Origin of the sequence: Thauera phenylacetica B4P, assembly GCF_000310225.1 — a bacterium.
In the GTDB taxonomy this organism is placed as follows: Bacteria; Pseudomonadota; Gammaproteobacteria; order Burkholderiales; family Rhodocyclaceae; genus Thauera; species Thauera phenylacetica.
The window spans coordinates 1-19,557 of sequence record NZ_AMXF01000067.1 but is presented as its reverse complement, the minus strand read 5'-3'; the positions used below and the strand labels follow the sequence as shown (position 1 = coordinate 19,557).

The 19,557-nt window shown below is 69.9% G+C and carries 21 protein-coding genes and 3 tRNA genes; 6 read left to right on the top strand and 18 right to left on the bottom strand.

The window, feature by feature from the left end; genetic code table 11:
- Positions 1-74 precede the first annotated feature (74 nt).
- From C667_RS10695 to C667_RS10680, 4 genes are read right to left on the bottom strand one after another with little or no spacing between them, the layout of a single operon-like run.
- Positions 75-854: an HD-GYP domain-containing protein gene (locus C667_RS10695; protein WP_004362940.1), complete on the bottom strand. Its 780-nt coding sequence runs from the start codon at positions 852-854 to the stop codon at positions 75-77.
- A 20-nt stretch (positions 855-874) separates the two neighbouring features.
- On the bottom strand, positions 875-3,469 hold the full coding sequence (locus C667_RS10690) for an ATP-binding protein (RefSeq protein ID WP_004362938.1): 2,595 nt from the start codon (positions 3,467-3,469) through the stop codon (positions 875-877).
- 4 nt (positions 3,470-3,473) lie between these two features.
- Positions 3,474-4,688, bottom strand: coding sequence for an ABC transporter substrate-binding protein (locus tag C667_RS10685; RefSeq protein ID WP_004362936.1), 1,215 nt, complete (start codon positions 4,686-4,688; stop codon positions 3,474-3,476).
- The gene (locus tag C667_RS10680; protein WP_004362934.1) at positions 4,685-5,062 is read right to left on the bottom strand and encodes a response regulator transcription factor; all 378 of its coding nucleotides are present in this window, start codon (positions 5,060-5,062) and stop codon (positions 4,685-4,687) included. The genes C667_RS10685 and C667_RS10680 overlap by 4 nt, the downstream gene beginning before the upstream one ends.
- Before the next feature lie 153 nt (positions 5,063-5,215).
- Between C667_RS10680 and C667_RS10675 the strand changes: the two genes are divergently transcribed.
- Entirely contained in the window at positions 5,216-5,713 is a 498-nt protein-coding gene (locus C667_RS10675; RefSeq protein WP_004362932.1) for a response regulator, read from the top strand.
- A gap of 50 nt (positions 5,714-5,763) precedes the next feature.
- Here C667_RS10675 and C667_RS10670 read toward each other — a convergent pair whose 3' ends face one another.
- From C667_RS10670 to C667_RS10660, 3 genes are all read right to left on the bottom strand, one after another.
- Positions 5,764-6,627, bottom strand: a complete 864-nt coding sequence (locus tag C667_RS10670; protein ID WP_004362930.1) for an HD-GYP domain-containing protein — start codon at positions 6,625-6,627, stop codon at positions 5,764-5,766.
- A 124-nt stretch (positions 6,628-6,751) separates the two neighbouring features.
- Positions 6,752-7,006, bottom strand: a complete 255-nt coding sequence (locus tag C667_RS10665) for a hypothetical protein (RefSeq protein WP_004362929.1) — start codon at positions 7,004-7,006, stop codon at positions 6,752-6,754.
- Positions 7,007-7,046: 40 nt separating this feature from the next.
- The gene (locus C667_RS10660) at positions 7,047-7,547 is read right to left on the bottom strand and encodes a hypothetical protein (RefSeq protein ID WP_004362927.1); all 501 of its coding nucleotides are present in this window, start codon (positions 7,545-7,547) and stop codon (positions 7,047-7,049) included.
- Between the two features lie 322 nt (positions 7,548-7,869).
- On the opposite strand from C667_RS10660, the gene C667_RS10655 reads away from it, so the two are divergent.
- Both C667_RS10655 and C667_RS10650 read left to right on the top strand, forming a co-directional pair.
- The gene (locus C667_RS10655) at positions 7,870-9,606 is read left to right on the top strand and encodes a sensor histidine kinase (protein ID WP_245538460.1); all 1,737 of its coding nucleotides are present in this window, start codon (positions 7,870-7,872) and stop codon (positions 9,604-9,606) included.
- Complete coding sequence (locus C667_RS10650) at positions 9,603-9,980, top strand: response regulator (RefSeq protein WP_004362925.1); 378 nt, start codon at positions 9,603-9,605, stop codon at positions 9,978-9,980. Before C667_RS10655 ends, C667_RS10650 begins: the two co-directional genes overlap by 4 nt.
- Positions 9,981-10,087: 107 nt before the next feature.
- Here C667_RS10650 and C667_RS10645 read toward each other — a convergent pair whose 3' ends face one another.
- The 3 genes from C667_RS10645 to C667_RS10635 all read right to left on the bottom strand — a co-directional run bounded on the left by C667_RS10645 (position 10,088) and on the right by C667_RS10635 (position 11,883).
- Positions 10,088-10,825: an RES family NAD+ phosphorylase gene (locus C667_RS10645; RefSeq protein ID WP_004362924.1), complete on the bottom strand. Its 738-nt coding sequence runs from the start codon at positions 10,823-10,825 to the stop codon at positions 10,088-10,090.
- 12 nt (positions 10,826-10,837) lie between these two features.
- Positions 10,838-11,233 (bottom strand): MbcA/ParS/Xre antitoxin family protein, encoded by a 396-nt coding sequence (locus tag C667_RS10640; RefSeq protein WP_004362923.1) that lies wholly within the window; start codon positions 11,231-11,233, stop codon positions 10,838-10,840.
- Positions 11,234-11,403: 170 nt separating this feature from the next.
- Positions 11,404-11,883 (bottom strand): arsenate reductase/protein-tyrosine-phosphatase family protein, encoded by a 480-nt coding sequence (locus C667_RS10635; RefSeq protein ID WP_004362922.1) that lies wholly within the window; start codon positions 11,881-11,883, stop codon positions 11,404-11,406.
- A 189-nt stretch (positions 11,884-12,072) separates the two neighbouring features.
- Here C667_RS10635 and ppk2 point away from each other — a divergent pair, with 189 nt between their 5' ends.
- Positions 12,073-12,996 carry a polyphosphate kinase 2 gene (ppk2, locus tag C667_RS10630; RefSeq protein ID WP_004362921.1) on the top strand — a complete coding sequence of 308 codons (924 nt, stop codon included), beginning with the start codon at positions 12,073-12,075 and terminating at the stop codon, positions 12,994-12,996.
- Positions 12,997-13,000: 4 nt separating this feature from the next.
- Here the strand turns inward: ppk2 and C667_RS10625 are convergent, their stop codons facing one another.
- Both C667_RS10625 and C667_RS10620 read right to left on the bottom strand, forming a co-directional pair.
- Positions 13,001-14,233, bottom strand: coding sequence for a glycosyltransferase (locus C667_RS10625; RefSeq protein WP_004362920.1), 1,233 nt, complete (start codon positions 14,231-14,233; stop codon positions 13,001-13,003).
- Positions 14,230-15,000, bottom strand: a complete 771-nt coding sequence (locus C667_RS10620) for an HAD family hydrolase (protein ID WP_004362919.1) — start codon at positions 14,998-15,000, stop codon at positions 14,230-14,232. The genes C667_RS10625 and C667_RS10620 overlap by 4 nt, the downstream gene beginning before the upstream one ends.
- Before the next feature lie 371 nt (positions 15,001-15,371).
- Between C667_RS10620 and C667_RS10615 the strand changes: the two genes are divergently transcribed.
- Positions 15,372-16,199 carry a dioxygenase family protein gene (locus tag C667_RS10615; protein WP_004362918.1) on the top strand — a complete coding sequence of 276 codons (828 nt, stop codon included), beginning with the start codon at positions 15,372-15,374 and terminating at the stop codon, positions 16,197-16,199.
- A gap of 206 nt (positions 16,200-16,405) precedes the next feature.
- Here C667_RS10615 and C667_RS10610 read toward each other — a convergent pair.
- The 6 genes from C667_RS10610 to C667_RS10585 form a co-directional block, all read right to left on the bottom strand.
- A tRNA-His gene (locus tag C667_RS10610) sits at positions 16,406-16,481 on the bottom strand.
- Between the two features lie 43 nt (positions 16,482-16,524).
- Positions 16,525-16,601: transfer RNA gene (locus C667_RS10605), tRNA-Arg, on the bottom strand.
- Positions 16,602-16,628: 27 nt separating this feature from the next.
- Positions 16,629-16,705, bottom strand: a tRNA-Pro gene (locus C667_RS10600).
- Positions 16,706-16,777: 72 nt separating this feature from the next.
- Positions 16,778-18,076, bottom strand: a complete 1,299-nt coding sequence (locus C667_RS10595) for a hypothetical protein (RefSeq protein WP_004362916.1) — start codon at positions 18,074-18,076, stop codon at positions 16,778-16,780.
- The gene (locus C667_RS10590) at positions 18,073-18,291 is read right to left on the bottom strand and encodes a DUF2249 domain-containing protein (protein WP_004362914.1); all 219 of its coding nucleotides are present in this window, start codon (positions 18,289-18,291) and stop codon (positions 18,073-18,075) included. The genes C667_RS10595 and C667_RS10590 overlap by 4 nt, the downstream gene beginning before the upstream one ends.
- On the bottom strand, positions 18,288-18,746 hold the full coding sequence (locus C667_RS10585) for a hemerythrin domain-containing protein (RefSeq protein WP_004362912.1): 459 nt from the start codon (positions 18,744-18,746) through the stop codon (positions 18,288-18,290). The genes C667_RS10590 and C667_RS10585 overlap by 4 nt, the downstream gene beginning before the upstream one ends.
- A gap of 236 nt (positions 18,747-18,982) precedes the next feature.
- Here C667_RS10585 and C667_RS10580 point away from each other — a divergent pair.
- A partial coding sequence (locus tag C667_RS10580) for an MFS transporter (protein ID WP_004362910.1) occupies positions 18,983-19,557 on the top strand: 575 nt, incomplete at its 3' end.

The window sequence follows — 19,557 nt, the reverse complement described above, 5'->3', positions numbered from 1 at the left end:
GAGGGCGCGGGGTGCGGCGGGGCGGGGGCTGGGGGGCGTGGGCATGGGTCGGGGTGGCGTGGCCACCGGTGTGCTCAGTGGGGCAGGTCGCCGGCCTGGGGGCGCGCGGGGTGCTGCGTGCCCGCCTCGCCGCGGTTGATGGCGTCGCGCAGGGCGGCCAGGCGCGGGAAGGCGGCGACGGCGGCGTCGACGATGGCGGGGTCGAAGTGGCTGCCGCGGGTGGCCTGCACCATGGTGAGCGTCTCGGCGTCGCTGAGCGCCTTGCGGTAGCAGCGGTCCATGGTGAGGGCGTCGATGAAGTCGATGACCGCGACGATGCGCGCCGACTCGGGGATCGCGTCGCCGGCGAGACCTCGCGGGTAGCCGGTGCCGTCCCAGCGTTCGTGGTGGCCGAGGGCGATCTCGGCGGCCATCGCGAGCACGGGCACGTCGGTGTTGCCGAGGATCTGCGCGCCGATGAGCGGGTGGGTCTGCATGATCTCGCGCTCCTGGGCGGTGAGGCCGCCGGGTTTCTTGAGGATGCTGTCGGGGATGCCGATCTTGCCGATGTCGTGCATCGGCGCAGCCAGCTCGATGTCCCTGCACCAGGCCTCGGGCTTGCCGAGGAGGCGGGCGAGGTAGGCGGACAGGGCGCCGATGCGCACGATGTGGATACCGGTGTCGCCGTCCTTGTATTCTGCCGCGAGGGCGAGCTTGGAGAGCGTGACGTGGTGCGCACGTGCGAGCGCTTCGTAGGCCTGCTCGCGCTGGCGGCGGAGCTGGTGGAAGTCCTGCAGCAGGCGCACGAGCTGGCGCTGGTCGAGGTCGTTGTGCGCCGGAGCGGGCGGGGTCGGGGTGGGGCGGTCGGGGTTCATGCGTCGTGCGTTGCGAGGGGTCAGGTGTGTGCCGCGGCGGGTTCGGCGATGGGGACGGAGCCGGCGTCGGCGAGCGGGAACCACAGCGTGACGCAGGTGCCGTGGTCGGGTTCGCTGTCGAGATCCACCCGGCCGCCGTGGATGTTCATGATCTCCTGGACCAGCGACAGGCCCAGGCCGGTGCCCGGGATGTGGCCGGAGCGGTCGCTGCGGAAGAAGCGCTCGAAGGCGCGCGCGCGCGCCTCGTCGTTCATGCCGATGCCGTGGTCGCGTACCGACACGCCGACCAGCGGCCGGCCTTCGGGGTGCTCGGGCAGGATGCGCAGCTCGACGTCGCCGCCGGCGGGGGAGAACTTGAAGGCGTTGGAGAGCAGGTTCAGCAGCGCCTGCTGGAACTTGGCGCGGTCGGCGCGGAGGTCGGGCACGGCGGCGTCGAGGTCGGCGACCAGGCGGTGGCGGGTGTCGGGCGCGAGGAAGGCGGCGAGCGTCTCGTCGATCGCGGCGCGCACCGGCACGCGCTCGAAGTGGAAGCCCTCGGCGCGGCGCGCCTCGATGCGCGAGAGGTCGAGCAGGTCGCCGAGCAGCGCGGTGAGGCGGTTGGCCTGGCGGTGGATGGTGCCGAGCAGGTCGCGCGTGCGGGTCTCGTCGTAGCGGCGCGTCATCAGCAGCTCGGAGAAGCCGACGATGCTGGCCATCGGGGTGCGCAGCTCGTGCGCGGCGGTGGACAGGAACTCGCTCTTCATGCGGTCGAGCTCGGCCTCGCGGGTGACGTCGCGGAAATACACCACCAGCGAGCTGCCGCCGTTGCCGCAGTAGCGCCAGGTCTGGTGGAGCGTGAGCGGGCGCGGGCGGGCGAGCTGGATCACGCAGTCCTGGGTGGGGTCGTCGGCGTCGTCAGCCAGGGGGCGCGTGGCCTGGTCGGGGCTCGGCGGCAGGCCGGGGTAGGGGCGCGCGGATGCGCACCGGTTGCGGATGCGGGCCTCGAGCTCGGGCACGGTGAGCGAGATCAGCGGCTCGGGGGGCTGGCTGAAGAGACGTTCGGCGGCGGCGTTGACGTAGTTGAGGTGGCCGCGCTCGTCGAAGCAGACGAGCGGGTCGGGGCTGAGCGTGAAGATGGTGTCGAGGCGGGACAGCCAGTCGATGAGCAGGTCCTCGTTGGCCTTGCGCTCGCTGATGTCGGTGATGACGCCGACGTAGTGGACGATCTCGCCGCTGTCGGGGTTGCCCACCGGCGCGATCGCGAGCTGGTTCCAGAACGCCCGCCCGTCCTTGCGGAGGTTGCGCAGCACCACGCTGCAGGCCGTCCGCGAGGCGATGGCCCGGCGCAGCTGCACGATGGCGGCGCCGTCGCGCTCGTGCGGACCGAGCAGGCGGCAGTTGCGGCCGAGGACCTCGGTGGCGGCGTAGCCGGTGATGCGCTCGAAGGCGGCGTTGACGTAGATGATGGGGTTGTCGGGCTGGGTCAGGTCGGTGATGACGATGCCGCTGTCGATGGAGGCGAGCGCGTGCTCCTTGAGCAGGCGGTCGGCCTCCACGCGCCGCATCTGGCGCGTGCGCGCGTCGACCGTCTCCGAGAGCTCGCGCTGGGTGTCCTGCAGGGCGTGGATCATGCGGTAGACGCTGGCGGCGAGCAGGCGGAAGCTGTCCTGCTCGTGTGCAGGGACGTCTGCGCTGGGAATGTCGTCGAGCTCGCCGGCGGCGACGCGGCGCGCGGTGGCCTCGAGCTCGGCGAGCGGCGAGGCGATCGCGTCGGCGATGCGCCGGCTCTGCCAGCTGACGAGGGCGATCGCGCCCAGCCCGATGAGCAGGGTCCCGAGCACGAGCAGCTGCAGGGGCCGGTGCGCGGTGTCGCGCGCCACGGAGACCTCCAGCACGAGCGGCAGCGCGCCCGTCGTGCGGGGAGCGAGCGGGATGCGGTAGCGCAGGACGTCGGCGGTGGTCTCCGGCGTCCGCGTCGTGCCCGCGGCCGCCTCCCCCGCGAGGAACTGCAGGTGGTAATCCGCGTTGCCTGCGCTGCCGGCCCCCTCGAACAGCCGGGTGAGGTCGATCTGCACCCAAAGCCCGCCCTCCAAGCTGCCGGTGGGAAGGTATTCGATGGGGGCGGCGAGGTCGAGGTGCGGCACGCCGGCGATCTCGAGCACGGCGACGCGGGGCCCGCCTTGCGCGAGTGCCGCCTGCAGGGCGGGCTGCATCCAGCGCTCGTCGGCGTCGTGGCGCTGGCAGCCGGTGGCGAGCGGCTTGCCCTCGAAGTCGCCCAGGACGAGGGTGTCGATCTCGGGCGTCGACTCGCACAGCTCGTGCAGCAGGGGGCGGATGTAGGCGTTGCGCTCGGCGGAGTCGGCGAGCGCGTTGCTGAAGATGCTCTGCCGCGAGGCGGTGTGGATCTTGTCATGGAGCGCGTCGATGCGCGATTCGATGCGCAGGCGCGATTCGATGGCGGTGAGCTCGAGGCCGGAGGCGAGCTTGTCGGCGATCAGCGAGTGCAGGGCCGCGTAGCCGAGGCCGAGCGCCGGCAGCAGCACCAGGATGGCGAGCATCGACGAGAGCAGGGCCACCCGCGTGGCGAGGCCGCCCCGCTTCCAGCGCGCGGTCCGGGTGAGCAGCCGGATCGGCATGGGCTCAGCCCGCCCTGGACGGCAGGAGCCGGCCGCGCGGGTCGAAGCGGCAGATGAGCACGTCGTCGCGACCGAGGGCCTCGTGGCGCTCGGGTGCGAAGACAGGCGCGAAGCGCTTGACCACGCCCTGGTGTGCCGGGAGTCGTTCCAGGGCACGCTGGATGTCGGGCCGGTGGGTGCTGCCGGCCTGCCCGATCGCCAGCGCGAGCAGGCGCACGAGGTCGTAGGCGGGGCCGAGGCCGGTCATCGAGGGGATGGCGAGCGGGTCGTCGACGCCGAAGTGCTCCATGGCCGCGGTCGCGAGCGGGTGGGCGTCGGGGCCGTGCGCGTGCGCGAAGCTGAAGGATTGGGCGACCTCGAGCTTGACGTGGTGCAGCGCGGGACCGCAGAGCTCGGGGAAGCGTCCGCCGCTGATGCCCCAGTGGCTGAAGAGCGGGCGGCGGTCGCGTTCGGGCAGGGCGGCGATGGCGCGCACCAGGGCGGCGCCCTCGGGCTCGTTGCCGACGAAGAGGATGGCGTCCGCGCCGGCCTTGACGAGCGCGCCGTAGCTCTCGTCGAGGCCGCGGTCGCTGCCCCAGCGGTGCCATTCCTCGCCCACGAGCTGGAGCTCGCCCGGGACCTCGACGGCGATGTAGCGTTCGGCGAAGTACTGGCAGCTGCGCCCCCAGGCGGTCGTGGGCAGGATGAGGCCGACCCTGCGCAGCTTGCGCGCGCGCAGTTCGGCGAGCAGGCGCTCCATGGCGATGCTGTCGCGCAGGCCGAGGCGGAAGGCGTAGTTGGGCTGCTTGTTGTTGTCGACGATGGCGTCGGCCGCCGACCAGGGGTTAAGCAGGGGCAGCTGCGCCGCGTGGATGTGCGGGATCTGCTCGAGCGCGACCGGCGAGAACTTGCCGCACAGGTAGGCGACCAGATCGGGGAGGGTGGCCAGGTGCTGCACGTTGACCACGCCGCGCGCCGGCAGGCTGCGGTTGTCGGTGGTCACGAGCTGCAGCGGGCGCCCGCCCAGCACGCCGCCGCGGGCGTTGATGTGGTCGATCGCGCGCTGCGCGCCGAAGCGGATGGCGTCGTCGGCGGTGCTGGTGGGGTCGAAGAACTCGGCGTCGAGCCCGACCAGGACCGGTGCGGCCGCGCCGAACGCGCGCGGCACGACGCCGAGGGCGAGCAGGCCCGCGCAGCCCGTGCGCAGGAAGCGGCGGCGATCGAAGCCGGCAGCCGTCACCGGCCCTTCTCCAGCAGGCGCTCGACGATCTCGATGAGCTGTAGCGGGCTGAAGGGCTTGGTGAGGTATTCGTCGCAGCCGACGCGGCGGCCGGTCAGGATGTCGGACTGCTGGCCGCGGGCGGTGAGCATGACGATCGGCGTATGCGCGATCTCGGGGTCAGCGCGCACGCGCTCGCACACCTGGAAGCCGTCGATCGAGCCCGGCATCATGACGTCGAGCAGCACCACGCCCGGGCGCAGCGCCTTGATCATCTTGAGGCCGCTGTCGCCGTTGTCGGACTCATGGACCTCAAAGCCGTCGTAGTCCATGGTCATGCAGATCAGCTTGCGGATCTCGGGTTGGTCTTCGATGACGAGGATGATCTTGTTCATGGCGATTTGTGGCAGCGGGGTTGTACGTTCAAGATTGTAACCATTACATTACGGCGTGTCGGTGCCGCGCGCTCGGTGCGAATGAGCCCGCTGCTGGAATGTTGCACCGCATCGTGGAAGATTACCGACTCGCGCTCGATCGAGGTGTGAACTATGACCTGCTCCGGCAATTCTCTTTCCGATAACGTGCCCAATCTGGGCTGTCCGTCGCTCCGCCACGACGCGGGTTCGCCGCTGTGCGTGCTGGTGGTCGATGACGCCGCGGAGCTTCGCCTGCTGCTGCGCCTGATCCTCGAGCAGGCACAGTGCCGCACGATCTTCGCGGCGGACGCCGCACAGGCGCTGGCCTGGCTCGCGAACGAGCGCCCGGACCTCGTGCTGCTCGACATCGGCCTCGGCGCCGGGGCCGATGGCCTGGAGCTGTGCGCCGCCCTCAAGCGCACGCAGGGCGAGGCCTTCCCGAAGGTGGTGATGCTGACCGCCGACGACGATCCGCACACCATCGCGCTGGCGCGCACACGCGGCGCGGATGGCTACGTGGTGAAACCCTTCACGCCGGCGCAGATCCTCGGGCTGGTGGACAGCTTCGACGTGTGGCGGCTCGATCCGGCGCGCCGTCCGCCGGCGTTCTGGCCGACGCTGCGCCCTTAGGCTCTGGGGCTGCCCGCGCATGGCCCGGAGGGCGGGGATGCGCGCGGGCTTCAGCATGCGTCGCGCCACCATGGCGGGTAATCCGGTCGGGTGGCGGCGGTGGCTGCGCAGGCCGCGGCGAGCTCGTGCACCCGTGCCAGGCGGGGACGCAGCGCGTGCATGGCGCAGACGACCGCGGGGTCGAACTGGGCGCCGCTGGCGAGCTCGAGCAGCGTAAAGATCTCGTCTTCGGGCAGCGCGCTGCGGTAGCCGGAGGCCAGGCCGAGCGAGTCGACGAAGTCGGCGACCGCGACGATACGTCCGCAGAGCGGGATGTTCGAGCCCCTGCGCCGGGCGGGGTAGCCGCTGCCGTCCCATTTCTCGTGGTGGTTGAGCGCGATCTCCGCGGCGAGCGCCTCGAGCGGGCTGCCGCTGGCATCGAGCATGCGCGCGCCCTGGAGCGTGTGGTCGCGGACGCGCCGCCATTCGGCCTCGGTGAGCCCGCCGCGCTTGCGCAGGATCGCGGCGGGCACGAAGAAGTTGCCAAGGTCATGGACCGTGGCGGCGTCGAAGAGCTGGTCGCACCAGGCGGACGCTTCGCCGAGGGCGTCCGCGAGCAGGGCGGAGAGGGCGCCGACGCGCAGGCAGTGCTGCAGGCCGCCGGCCTCGCGCTGCGCCGAGACCAGGGTCAGTCGGCGCAGCGTGCGCAGCTGCGTCTCGCGCATCGCCCGCTCGGTGTGCTTGCGCTGGCAGAGCAGGTCATGGAGGTCGCGCACGATGCGCACGAGCTGCTGCTCGGCGCCCGTCGGCCTGCCGGGCTGGGGCTCGACGAGGTTGGGGTGGGCGGGGTCGCGGCGCAGGAAGCGGACGGGCGCGGCACGGGCGAGGAGGCTGTCGGTGCCGGATGGGGGCGGTGCTGCTTGGGTCTCTGCCATGGGGTCTCCGGCTCGGGGCGGCCGCGGGTCTCGAGCCCGCGCGGCGGACGGTGCCGCGGTCTTGTGCGTGGCTCCCGGGGATTGCGTTCGGGCTGGCGCGAAGGCGGATGCGCCGGCCCGGGGTTCAGTTGCGCGTGGGCATCAGCCCGCGCGCGGCCAGCCTGAGGTACTGCTTGTCGAGCACCAGGGCAGCGTAGCGCGCAGCGTCGAGCTCGTTGTCGCGGTCGAGGGTGCCGATCGCGATGTCGATCCATTCGAGCATGGTGGCGATGTCGCGTCTGGAGGGTTCTGGCAACGGCATGCCGTGGGCGAATTCCCGCAGCGCCTGCTCGCGCTCGGCGTCGATGAGGACCTTTCCGGAGGAGACAACGAGTTGCATGGCAGTTTCCTTGGGCGTAGCGCCGGCGCAGTGCGTGTCCTTACTCCACCGACGGCAGAGCAGGTCGAGCAATCCCACGGGGTGGAACTCCGCCTCCGGGGGAAGGGGGTCGTTCGGTTTCGTCGATCGCATGGAGCCTCCATGAGAACCAGCAGGCGTAGAGCCCGGTCAGCAGGGTCAGGCCGAGCACGGAGACCCAGCCGGGGGCGCCCGTCCGCCACAGGGCGTGGCCGGCGAGCATGCACTGTAGCCCGAAGCTCGTCCGGATCAGCAGGCTCGTGCGTGCGCTGAGGCTGCAGGCCAGGTGCAGCGCGCGCAGGTTCGTGCACGCGGCGCCCGACGTGCTCGAAGCGCTCGCGGCCCCTGGCTTCGAGCCCGTGCGTACCGAGTGCAGGCTGGCCGCGATGGAGTCGAGGAAGGGCAGCACGAGCGCCCAGGGCAGGAAGTACAGCAGGTCCCGCAAGGGCGGATGCGCCACGTCGTACAGCGTCGCGAGCGAGGCGCCCAGGAAGATGCCGTCGACGATTCGTTTGTTCGGCATGGCTGCGGTCTGCCTGGTTGGTCGGGTGCATGACGACCCGGGTGTGCCCCGGGTCGCCTCGATGACGGGTCAGCTTACGTATCCGTTCTGTTTGTCGGGCTCGGTCTTGCCTGGCGCGGAAACCGTCTTTGCAGCGGATCTGGACTTGGTATATCGTCTGCGTAAAGATTACACAAAAGTCACGTTCCTGCAATGATCCGGATGCGGTGGAGAGGCGCTGCGGCCGGTGCATGCACGGGCCTCTCTCACCACGGCAGGCCGCGGCGAGGCGGCTGCGGGCGAGCGGAGCCGACCGGTCGATCGGCACAGACGAGGAGATGCGGTGTCGGCGAAGCCATCGAGCATGGGGCGGGAGAGCGGGCTGCGCGGCGGGAACGCCGATGCTCAGGGTATCCCACGCCTGGACTGTGGGTGGCCGGTCTGGCTGCCCGTGCTGGGGGCGGCGCTGCTGATTTTCGCGCTGTGGGCGGGGGTGCTGTGGAAGATCTCGACCGAGGCGCGCGCGGAGGAGCACGAGCTCGACCGGCATGCGATGAACCTGGCGCGCGTGTTCGAGGAGCACACCGTGCGTACGCTCAGCGCGGTCGACCAGGCCTTGTTGTTCGTGAAGTTCGGCATCGAACGTGGCGGCGCGGGCTTCGATCTCACGGCGGCGGTGCAGCACGGCATGGCGATGGGGAAGTTGTACAACCAGGTGGGCGTGATCGACGCCGACGGCGTGTACCGCCTGTCCAGCCTGCCGGGCGTCGAGCCCGTGGATCTGCGCGACCGCGAACATTTCCAGGCCCACCTCGAGCGCGACTCGGGCGGATTCCTGGTGAGCAAGCCGCTGGTGGGGCGGGCGAGCGGGAAGTGGTCGCTGCAGATCACCCGCCGCCTCGAGCGTGCGGGTGGGGGCTTCGGTGGCGTGGTGGTGATCTCGATCGACCCCTTCTATTTCACCTCGTTCTACAAGGAGATCGACGTCGGCCGCAATGGTGTGGTGACCCTGGTCGGGATGGACGGGGTCGTGCGTGCGCGACGCTCAGGGGAGTCGATGGCGGTGGGGCAGGACCTGGCCTCGTCGGTGCTGTTCGAGCGTGTCGCGCTGGCGCCGCGCGGGGGCTACACCGAGACGAGCCCGATCGACGGGCGCGTGCGCAGGCTGGCCTACCGCAAGCTGGCGGACCTCCCCCTGGTGGTGGTGGTGGGGGTGGAGCCCGAGGAGGCGATCGCCGAGTTCGCGGCACGGCGCACGACGTATCTCGGCTTCGCCGCGGGCATGAGCGCGGTGATCGTGGCGTCCTGCCTGTTGTCGCTGTGGCTGATCCAGCGGCAGCGGCGGATCTCGGTCCGGCTCGCCGAGTTGCGGGTGCGTGCGGAGTCGGCCAACCGGCTCAAGTCGGAGTTTCTCGCTTCGATCTCGCACGAGCTGCGCACGCCGATGAACGGGGTGATCGGCTACGCCGAGCTGGTGCATGAGCTGTCCGAGGGCGAGGAACTGCGCAAGTACGCGCAGGTGATCCTGGACAGCAGCCAGCATCTGCTCGCCTTGCTGAACTCCATCCTCGATCTGGCGCGGGTGGAGGCGGGCAGCGTGCAGCTATCGCGGGCACCGGAGGCGGTCGATGAACTGGTGGAGAAGGTGTGCGCGACCTACCGCACGGTCGCCACGGCCAAGGGGCTGGCGCTGGTCTGCAGTGCGCCGGCGGGGCAGCGCATCGTGTGTGATCGCATGCGCGTGATTCAGATCCTGGGCAACCTGGTGCACAACGCGCTGAAGTTTACCGAGCACGGCGAGGTGGCGTTGAGCGCGCAGGTCGTCGACGGGAACTGCGTCTTCGAGGTGCGCGATACCGGTTGCGGCATCCCCGTCGAGCTGCACGAGGCGATCTTCGAGCGCTTTCGCCAGGGGCACGATTTCGAGACCAGGCGCCACGGCGGTGCCGGGCTCGGCCTGGCGCTCTGCCGCGAGCTGGCGGAGCTGATGAACGGAACGGTCACGCTGCGGTCGAGTCCTGATGAAGGGAGTGTCTTCCGCCTCGTCCTGCCGCTGGGCGACAAGAAAGGAGCGCAATGAAGGTACTCGTCGTCGATGACAACCCGGTCAACCGCCTGCTCCCGCTCACCTGGCTGGGCCGCGAGGGCTGCGAGGCCGTGGAGAGCGCCAACGGGCAGGAGGCGCTGGAGCGGGCGGGGCGGGCGCGTTTCGATGTGGTGCTGCTCGACCTGAGCATGCCCGGGATGTCGGGCCGGGAGGTCTGCCGGGCCCTGCGCGCCCTGCCCGACGGCGGGCGCCTGCGCATCATCGCCTACACCGCGCACGCCACGCCCGAGGGGCTGGACGGCTTCAAGGCCGAGGGCTTCGACGACGTGCTCGTCAAGCCGGTCTCGCGCGCGGCCCTGCTGCGCGCTGTGCTGCGCGACCGCGAGGAGCGCGGCGAGGTGTCGTGAGGGCGCCCGGGCTGGGAGGCAGGAGCGGCGGCAGCCGCGAATGAGGCGGCTCGGCGATCGACGCGGGCGGAGCAATGCACGGCGCGCGTTCGGCCCGGCCTGCGCGCCTACGGGAGGGGAGGTGCCAGTGGGGCTGCGGTCGGCACGGGGAAGTGGAACCACGCCGTCCCCGGTGACTTCTCCACCACGATCCGGTCCTCTGTAAGCCGGTAGGTCAGCTGGCAGCTCCGCCTCGGGTTGGACAGGACCGCCGGGTTGAAGATCGCCACGTTGTCGCCGGTGGGCCGGCGGACGGACTGGATGAAGAGGCCGGGGTGGCCCTCGTGACGAATTCGCGCCCCGACCGATTGGCTGAAGGCGTAATCCGCTGGATGCAGGAGATCCGGGTACTCCGCGGTCACCCCGCGGAAATCCAGCAACGCGGCCGCGCAGGCGACCCAATACACCGTGCGTTCCGCGACCACCGCCTCGCGTTCATACCCGGCATCGCTCAGCAGGCCGCGATACCAGTGATGGGCCGATTCGAAGACCGTGGTCTCGATCGATTCCGATCCGTACCAGACGCCATGGCTGCCATCCGAGAAGCGGCTCGCCTGCCAGTGCCTGAAGGGCCAGTCGATCGCGTTGAACCAGGCCGAGTCCTCGAAGGGACGGTCGATGACCGGCGTGTGCGAGCGATACGGCGGCGGCTTGACCGCGTCCTCTACCTGCTGGGCCAGCGACCACTCGGCCGGGTTGTCGGTGAGATCGTCGAACAAGTCCTGCGACTCGCGCAGGGAGACGATGTTGCGTGCGACGTCGCGGTGGAGGTCGGCCAGCGTCAGGCGGGCAAAAAGGGAGTTCACCGGACGCCCCGTTCAGACGCCGCGCGCGCGATCCAGATAACTCCGCACCATCAGCAGCCCGGCAAAGCCCCATTCCTTGACGACCTCCACCGGGCTGAGGTTGTCGAAGGCCTTGTTGCGGGTGCTCATCCAGCGGTAGGCGAGGTCCCGGTTGTGCGGGAACAGCAGGCGCAGGTTCTTGTGGATGCCCAGCAAGTGGCCCACGCGCTCGTACTGGTCGCGGCTGGTGCCGATGGCCTCGCCCTTGCGGTAGCGCGCCAGCGCCGCGCGGTTGCTGGCCGCGATCCCGAGCAGCGCGGCCTGGTCTTCGGTGCTCAGCTTCCAGTGATCGAGCAGGGTCATCACCATCCTGGCAAGCGCGCCACGGTCTTGTGATGCAGTGGTTTCGCGTTCGGCGACGGCACCCATGGCGCACTCCTCGTGTGGCGTGGTCGGTACGATGAGTGTAGTGGGATGTTGCGGTAAAAACAAATATTGGAAGAATCGAAACGGAAAAGGGTTTGATGGGGTCAGGTCTTTCATTTGACTGTCCCTGTCCCTGTCCCTGTCCCTGTGCCGTGCCGGGGTCCGCCGAACGTTCAGGGCAGGAAGCGGCCGAGGCGGTGCAGCTCGCTTTCGAGGTGCGCACGATCCAGCGCCGACCCGGGTTGCAGCAGCGGGAGCAGGCGTTCGATGCGGGCACGCAGGATGTGGTAGACGTCGAGCAGCTCGCCGTCCGCGCGCCGGGCGAAGAGGTGTCGCCGCAGCGGGTCCTGCACCGCCCAGCGGACGTGGAGCGGTGTTCCGGCATGATGCGGGCAGGGGTGGTCGACGTGCGTCGAGCACAGGGAAACGACCACGTCTCCCGCGCGCGGCGCAGCGCTGGGCGTTTCTGCTGTGGTCGGGCCGGGCCGGATTCCCTGGCGCTCGAGCAGCGCGAGCGCGGCCGGGGAGGGCGGCTCGTCGCGGTCGCAGGCGATGCGGCGGGCCTTGCAGTGGCAGGGGGCGAGATGGTTGAAGATGGCTGCGGCGAGCAGCGGGCGGCAGTCTCCGCCTTTGCCTACGAAGAGTATGTCCATGCTGTCGGACTCCCGGTCCTTGCCAGCCGGGGTCGCTTCCCCGCCCGGGGGGCGACGCGCTGACCCCGAGAGTGTCCGCTTCGAGTGTTTCAATCCGGTGAAGCTTCCATGTGCCTGTCACGGAGCTGTCACGGTGCCGTAAGACGATGGCGGTGTGCGCCGGGTTTGGCGCGTGATCGGGAATCGGACATGGACAATCGCGAAATCGCCGACCTGCACCGCAGGATCGAGCGTGAACTGCTGGACAGCTACGACGAGGAGCTGGAGCTCGAGCTCGACGACCAGCGCTTCGACGAGATCGGCTCGGGCGAGGCCCCGCCCGACAGCGACGACGAGCGCGCCAAGCGCCGGCGCTATTTCACCGAGCTGCTGCGCCTGCAGGGCGAGCTCGTGAAGCTGCAGGACTGGGTGGCCACCACCCGGCACCGGGTGGTGATCCTCTTCGAGGGGCGCGACGCGGCGGGCAAGGGCGGGGTCATCAAGCGCATCACCCAGCGCCTCAATCCGCGCGTGTGCCGGGTGGTTGCGCTGCCCGCGCCCAACGACCGCGAGCGCACGCAGTGGTACTTCCAGCGCTACGTGCCGCATCTTCCGGCGGCGGGCGAGATGGTGCTGTTCGACCGCAGCTGGTACAACCGCGCCGGCGTCGAGCGCGTGATGGGCTTCTGCACCGACGCGGAGTACGAGGAGTTCTTCCGCTCCGTCCCCGAGTTCGAGCGCATGCTGGTGCGCTCCGGAATCCAGCTCATCAAGTACTGGTTCTCGATCACCGACGAGGAGCAGCATTTCCGCTTCATGTCGCGCATCCACGATCCGCTCAAGCAGTGGAAGCTGAGCCCGATGGACCTCGAGTCGCGGGCGCGCTGGGAGCGCTACACGGTCGCCAAGGAGACCATGCTCGAGCGCACCCACATCCCCGAGGCGCCGTGGTGGATCGTCGAGGCGAACGACAAGAAGGCGGCGCGGCTCAACTGCATCCACCATCTTCTCGGCCAGATGCCCTACACCGAGGTGCAGCGGGCGCTGGTCGAGCTGCCCGCACGCGTGCGTCACGCCGACTACACCCGCCATCCGGTCCCGCGCGAGATGGTCGTGCCGGCGTGGTTCCGCTGATTTCCTAGGCCTGGCCGGTTCGCGTGCCGGTGCGCGCTCGGTCTGGCGCCGGCGTGGCACCGGGCGCGTGGTGATCCCCGCCGGAGAACCCGTCCGCGCGCGCGACCGTGGAGGCCTGCGCGAGGATCGCGTCGAGGATGTCCGGGACCTCGAAGAGCGCCCGGTTGTCGATGCGGCGGACGCGGGCCTGGAAGTCTTCGAGGTGATCGAGCAGGCGGGCGACCGCCAGGTCGATGGTGCGGAAACCGGTATGCACTACGCCGAGCCCGTTTTTGCGGATCCATTCCGCGTTGTAGCGCTCCTGGGGCATCGTCCACGCGTTGTCTACGACGATCACCGGCAGCCCCAGTTGCACGGCCTCGCTGATGCTGCCCGGGCCAGGCTTGCCGATGAAGAAGTCGGCGAGGCGCATGTAATAGGGAATGCCGGAGGTGAACTCGACCACCAGGCGCGGCGCTACGCTGGGGAGCGCGCGCAGCTTCGCCGCCAGCGCCTTGTTGTGCCCGCACAGGAAGATGGTCTGTGTCGTTGCCGCCAGGCGCTGCGCGATGCCGAGCATCGCGCGCGAGCCGTGTCCGCCGAACATGACCAGCCCGGTGGGCCGCCGGGGGTCGAGGCCGAGCCGCGCGCGTTCCGCGCTGCGGTCGATTGCGATCGGCTCGTAGAATTCGGGCCGAAGGATCATTCCCGAGGTCGCATGCACGCGGTGCGCGTCGTGGCCGAGTGCGAGCGCCTGATCGACCGCCCGTGGCGTGCCGCAGATGAAGTGCTGGGGTTGTCCAGCCTCGATCCAGAAGTTCGGCGGCAGGTCGGCCAGGTCGGTGAGCAGGGTCGCGTAGGGGACTCCGGGCAGGGCACCGGCCAGGCTCTCGTAGAGCGCGCGGTTGAAGTTCGGGATCAGCGAGACGACCAGGTCCGGCTCGGCGCGCAGCCAGTGTTCCTGTAAGGGCCGCAGCAGCAAGGGGTGGCCGAGGCGGATGGCGGTCTGCAGCAGCTTCAGCTCCTGCGTCATGCCCAGGGTCCAGCCGCGCGCCAGGCGCTTGTTGTACCAGTCCTCCGGCCTGCTGCCGGTGAGCGCGCGAAAGCGCTCCTGAGGGTCGAGGACGGCGAAGAGATCGACCGTGCGCACGCGCCACGAAGGCCTCTGCCGCTGCAGGGCAGCCTCGAGCGCGAGCGCCGAGGCGCGGTGGCCGCCGCCGGCGTTGAAGTAGATCAGATCGACGGTCGTGGTGCTCATGGCGTGCTCCCGGCTGCGGGCGCAGGCGTGGTGTCGGACGTTGAGGCTGCAGGCTCAGCGCCCCCGTCGTCGCTGCCTGAGGCGAAGCCCAGCGCATGCCGGAGGCTGTCGGTGAACTCGGCCGGAGAGGCGTGGATGAAGGCGTCCGGGACGCCATACGCGTCGGTCAGGCGCTGCCGGTCCTCCGCGCCATAGGCCACGATAAAGGGATACATGCCCGCACCCAGGGCGGCGAGGTAATCGCTGTACTCGTCGCCGCACGCATAACAGCGCGCCGGATGGACGCCGAGGCGCTCGCGGGCCTGATGGAAGTGGGGCGTCTTGTCCTCGCGCAGGGAAAGGCAGGCGAGGTGGTCGAAGGCGTCGAGGTCGATGTCGTGGCGGCGGAAGAGCTGGCGCAAGGTTTCGGCGGGCTCGACGGTGACGTTGCGTGTCACCAGGCCCACGCGCACTTCGGGGGCCTCGAGCAGCTGTTGCAGCAGTGCCGCGATGCCAGGGTAGAGCCGGGCTTCGTCGCGATAGAACCCGGTCAGCGTCGCCAACAGCCGCTTGCGGCTCTGCTTGCCGAACTGCCTGCGCAGGTTGTTGGGAAACTCGCGCAGCCCGCCGAGATACTTGAACAGTCTGCGGCGCTTCTGGAAGCGCTGCAGGTCGCCGATCGCCATGCCGTGGCGCAGGAAGCTCTGCTCGACGGCATGGAAGGCGTCGATGGTCGTTCCATCGGCGTCGAAGATCACCAGCCGGTCGGGGTTCCGATGCGCAGTCATGCCGGCAAGCTATCTCAGCCGTGCGACGGATTCGTGACGGAGGCGTGACGGTCTCGGTCGACGGTCGAACGGCCGGCGCCGCCAAGGCACCCCGGTCGCACCCGGCATCCGTTCCGTTCGAGATCGTCGTTTTGCCGGGTTCGCCACACGGATCAGCTAGCGCAGAAGGTCTGCAGCTCGACAAGGCGGTCCATTTGTCGCGCCATCCGCAACAGTTTTTTGTCTGGATGAAGGTTTATCTCACTCCAGCGCCGCCGTAAAGTGCTGCCCATGGTCGCGCCCCGGCTCGCAACCGCCGGCCGGCCGCGGACCCGGATCGACGCCGGCCGGCTGGCCAGCCAGAGCCATCGCCGCGCAACTGGAGAACCCTGATGCAAACCCTGCCCACCCTGTTCGTCTCGCACGGCGCGCCCACCTTCGCGCTCGAACCCGGCCTCGCCGGCGCCAAACTCACCGCGCTCGGCCGTCGGCTACCCTGCCCGCAGGCGGTGCTGGTCGTGTCGCCGCACTGGATGACGCGCCAGGCGCAGGCCACGCTGTCGCTTCGGCCCGAGACCATCCACGACTTCGGCGGCTTCGATCCGGCCCTCTACACGCTGCAGTACCCGGCCGAAGGCGCCCACCTCGCCGCGCGCCGCGCGCTCGAGCTGCTGCAGGCAGCGGGGCTGTCCGCCACCCCGAATGCCGATCGCGGCCTCGACCATGGTGCCTGGGTGCCGCTGATGCACCTGTATCCCGAGGCCGACATCCCGGTGTTCCAGGTGTCGCTGCCGGAGTGGCTCGATGCCGATGGCGCCTACGGCTACGGGCGTGCGCTCGCGCCGCTGGCGGACGAGGGCGTGCTGATCGTGGGCTCGGGCAGCCTGACCCACAACCTGTACGAGTTCCGCCTCGGTGATCCACACGCCGAGGCCTATGCGGCGGAGTTCGCACACTGGGTGCGCGACGCGGTGCTGGCGGGCGACCACCTGCGCCTGCGCCAGGCGCTCGCGATCGCACCGCACGCCCGCCGCGCGCATCCCACCGCCGAGCATTACCTGCCGCTGCTGGTGGCCGCCGGCGCGGCGGCGCAGGCCGTGCCCGCGAGCGTCATCGAAGGGGGCATCGTGCATGGCGTACTGTCGATGGATTCCTTCCTGTTCGGCACCGACCTCGCCGTGATGCAGGGGGCCGACGCGAACAAGGCATTGCCGCACTGAGGCCCGAGCACGCCAGCTGCCCGAAACCGTGGCCGCGCGTCATCGCGCTGGCCGGCCGCTCTGCAAAAGGCCACCGCGCGGGTCTTGTGGGGGACTCTGTGGGGGCTGCCGAACCGGTTGTGGGGCGGAATCAGGCCGAGCCACCACAAAAGTTCTCACAGCAGAAAGGACAAAGCCCGCAAAAGCGGGCTTTGTCCTTGAATATTTGGGGCGACATACCGGAATCGAACCGGTGACACCTGGAGCCACAATCCAGTGCTCTACCAACTGAGCTAATGCCGCCACTGTGGGACCCCGGAAAACCGGAATCCCGAAAAACCTTCCCTGGCCTGCCCGGCAGGGATCGAACCTGCAACCCCCGGCTTAGAAGGCCGGTGCTCTATCCAATTGAGCTACGGGCAGCTTCCGACGGGCAGTCGGGATGTGAGCTGGTCGGGGTGGAGGGATTCGAACCCCCGACATCTTGCTCCCAAAGCAAGCGCGCTACCGGACTGCGCTACACCCCGAGAGCCGCGAACTATACAGATGCCTTTTTGCTTCGTCAAACAAAATTTGCGCGCTGCGAAAAAACCCTGGAATCACGTGTTGGCGTGGCTTCCGGGGCGCGGTACGGCGGCCTTCGCTGCGTCGCGGCGGGCACGCACCACGCGCAGCAGGTTGGCGAAGAGCCAGCCGAATTCGACCGCCAGCACGATGCCGGCGAGCGGGGCGAGGATCGGGACGAAGACCGCGAGGCAGAGCGTGGCGAGGCTGGCGGTGCGCACGCGGAGCTGGCGGCGGATCGGGGTGTCGGGGAGCAGCTTCTTCATGTTCGGCGCCTTGATCCCGGCCTGGGTGAGGTGCAGCCAGGCGAGGAAGGGCACGATCTTGTAGAGCATCGCGGTGATGGTGCCGCCGAAGCCGCCGTGCAGGATCAGCACGCCGGCGAGGATCGGCCACCAGTCGGCGTCGGACCACAGCGAGATCACCAGCACCAGGACGCCTGCGAGCGCCGCGTACATGGCCTCGCGGAAGGCGAGGAAGGGTGTGTCGGGCTTGCTGCGCCGCGAGTGCGCCTGCAGGTATAGCGTGGTGCCTGCGTAGCCGGCGCCGAGCAGGCCGAGGGCGATGATGGCGATGAAGCGCGCGGTGTCGATCGCGAAGTATTCGGCGAGGGTCCACAGCACGAGCGTGGCGGTGACCGCCGGCGCCCACAGCGTGGTGAAGCGTTGTGGATAGGCCGCGGTGATCTGGAACATCGGCACCACGACCCAGCTCGCGGCGGCGAGCAGCACCGCGGCCCAGCCCATCCAGCCCCAGCCGGCGTGCAGGTTGACCACGGTCGGCAGCGCCACCGGGAGCGCGAGGCCGCGGGTAAGCACGAGCACCAGGCTGAAGCCGAGCGCGGCGGTGACGACCAGGCCGGCGAAGGCCATGCGCAGGTCGCGCGGGGTGCGCGTGTTGTTGCCCGTGCGTGCGCCCCGGCTGAGGCCCAGCGCGGCGGCGGAGAGGAAGACGAAGAGTCCGCCCACGAGGAGCACGGCGCCGCCGAGCAGGACATCGGGCGCGCCGGCGCCCAGCCCGAAGGCGAGCCCCGCGGTGCCGAGCGTCATCGCCACGTGGGTGATGCCGGCGATGCGCAGCGGGGCGGGCATGCTCGCGCCCGCCACCACCGGCATGACCTGCAGCAGCGCGCCGAGCATCACCTGCAACATGAAGCCGGCGGCGAAGAGGTGCGTGATGGCGAGCGCGCCGGGCGTCCACCGCGAGACGAGGATCTCGCCGCCGAAGAGCAGCGTCAGCCCCGCCACCACCCCGAACAGCGGGGCGGTGAGGAAGAAGCGCAGCGGTGCGGAGAACGGCGGGGTGTCGTCGTAGGAGAGGCCCGGCCCCATCATCGCTGGCGAATCCGGATCTCGACCGCGCCGTCGTCGCGGAAGGCTTCGGCGTGGCGGTAGCCGTCGCGATCGAGGATGCGCAACAGCGGGTGCGGCATGCGGTCGAGGATGAGCAGCATCTCTTCGTCCTTGCCGAGGGCCATCAGGCCCTCCATGGCGCGTTCGAAGGGTTCGGGCGGCTCGAGGCCGCGGGCATCGACCACACGACCGCTCATGCTGCGCGGGCCTCCACGAGGTGCTTGCCGACCGAGGCCGACAGGCGCTCCTGCTCGTCGCCGGGCAGGCGGCTGTCGAGCATCGGGTAGATCACGCTCTCTTCCTTCATGTTGTGCTGCTGCATCATGATCAGCAGGGTCTCGGCCTCGCCGGCGAAGTCGTCGGCGTCCTGCTTGTCGAGGGCGTACTGGAGGGCGGCCAGGGTGTCGCGCATGTTCTGGTGTTCGTGGCGCATCACCATGGTGGGGCCCTGCGTCATGCCGGTCGCCTGCTCGAAGGCGGGGAAGAGGGTGCTCTCCTCGGCGGCGAAGTGGGCGTTGAGCGCATCCGCGAATTTCTTCAGCGCGGCGGCCGCGTCGGCCCAGTCGCCGTCGGAGGCGAGCTCCTCGGCGCGGGCGAAGATGCCGTCACAGTCGCGGTGGTCGTGGGTCATGAGTTCGGAAATGCTATTCATTGGAGTCTCCTCTCTGGCGGGTGTTCCGAATTCTCCGCAGGGGGCGACAAAGGGCATTGATGCAAGTCAAGGGCATCCGGATGTATTGGAGTTGCAACAATTTGTCCTGCAGCAGATCCGGCTTCGCTTGGGCGCGGCGAGGCTTGCAGGCACAATGCGGGCTTTTTGGCCGGGGGGGGCGCGTGGCGGACGAGAGGCGGTCTGGCGGGGCGGAACACGGCCGGACGATCGGCTGGGTGAAGGTGTTCCTGCCGTTCGCGCTCGGCTACTACCTGTCCTACCTGCTGCGCACGGTCAATGCGGTGATCTCGCCGCGGCTCACCGACGAGCTCGGCCTGTCGGCGGCCAGCCTGGGACTGTTGACCAGCGCGTATTTCCTCGCCTTCGGGGCGGCGCAGATCCCGGTCGGGATCGCGCTCGACCGCTTCGGCCCGCGCCGGGTGGAGGCCGCGCTGCTGCTGCTCGCCGCGCTCGGCAGCGCGCTCTTCGCGATGGCCGATTCGCTCGGCGCGCTCGCGGGTGCGCGAGCCCTGGTCGGCGTCGGCGTGTCGGCCTGCCTGATGGCGGCCTTGAAGGGCTTCGCGCTGTGGTATCCGCCCGAGCGCCAGAGCTCGATGATCGGCTTCATCATGGCCTCGGGCTCGCTCGGCGCGCTCACCGCCAGCGTGCCGCTCGAGGCGGTGCTGCCGGTGCTGGGCTGGCGCGGCGCGTTCTGGATCATCGCCGCGGTGTGCCTGGTCGCCGCGGCGCTGGTGCTGCGCGCGCTGCCCGCTGCGCCCGTGGTGGCGGGCGAGGCCTCGGTGGCGGCGGC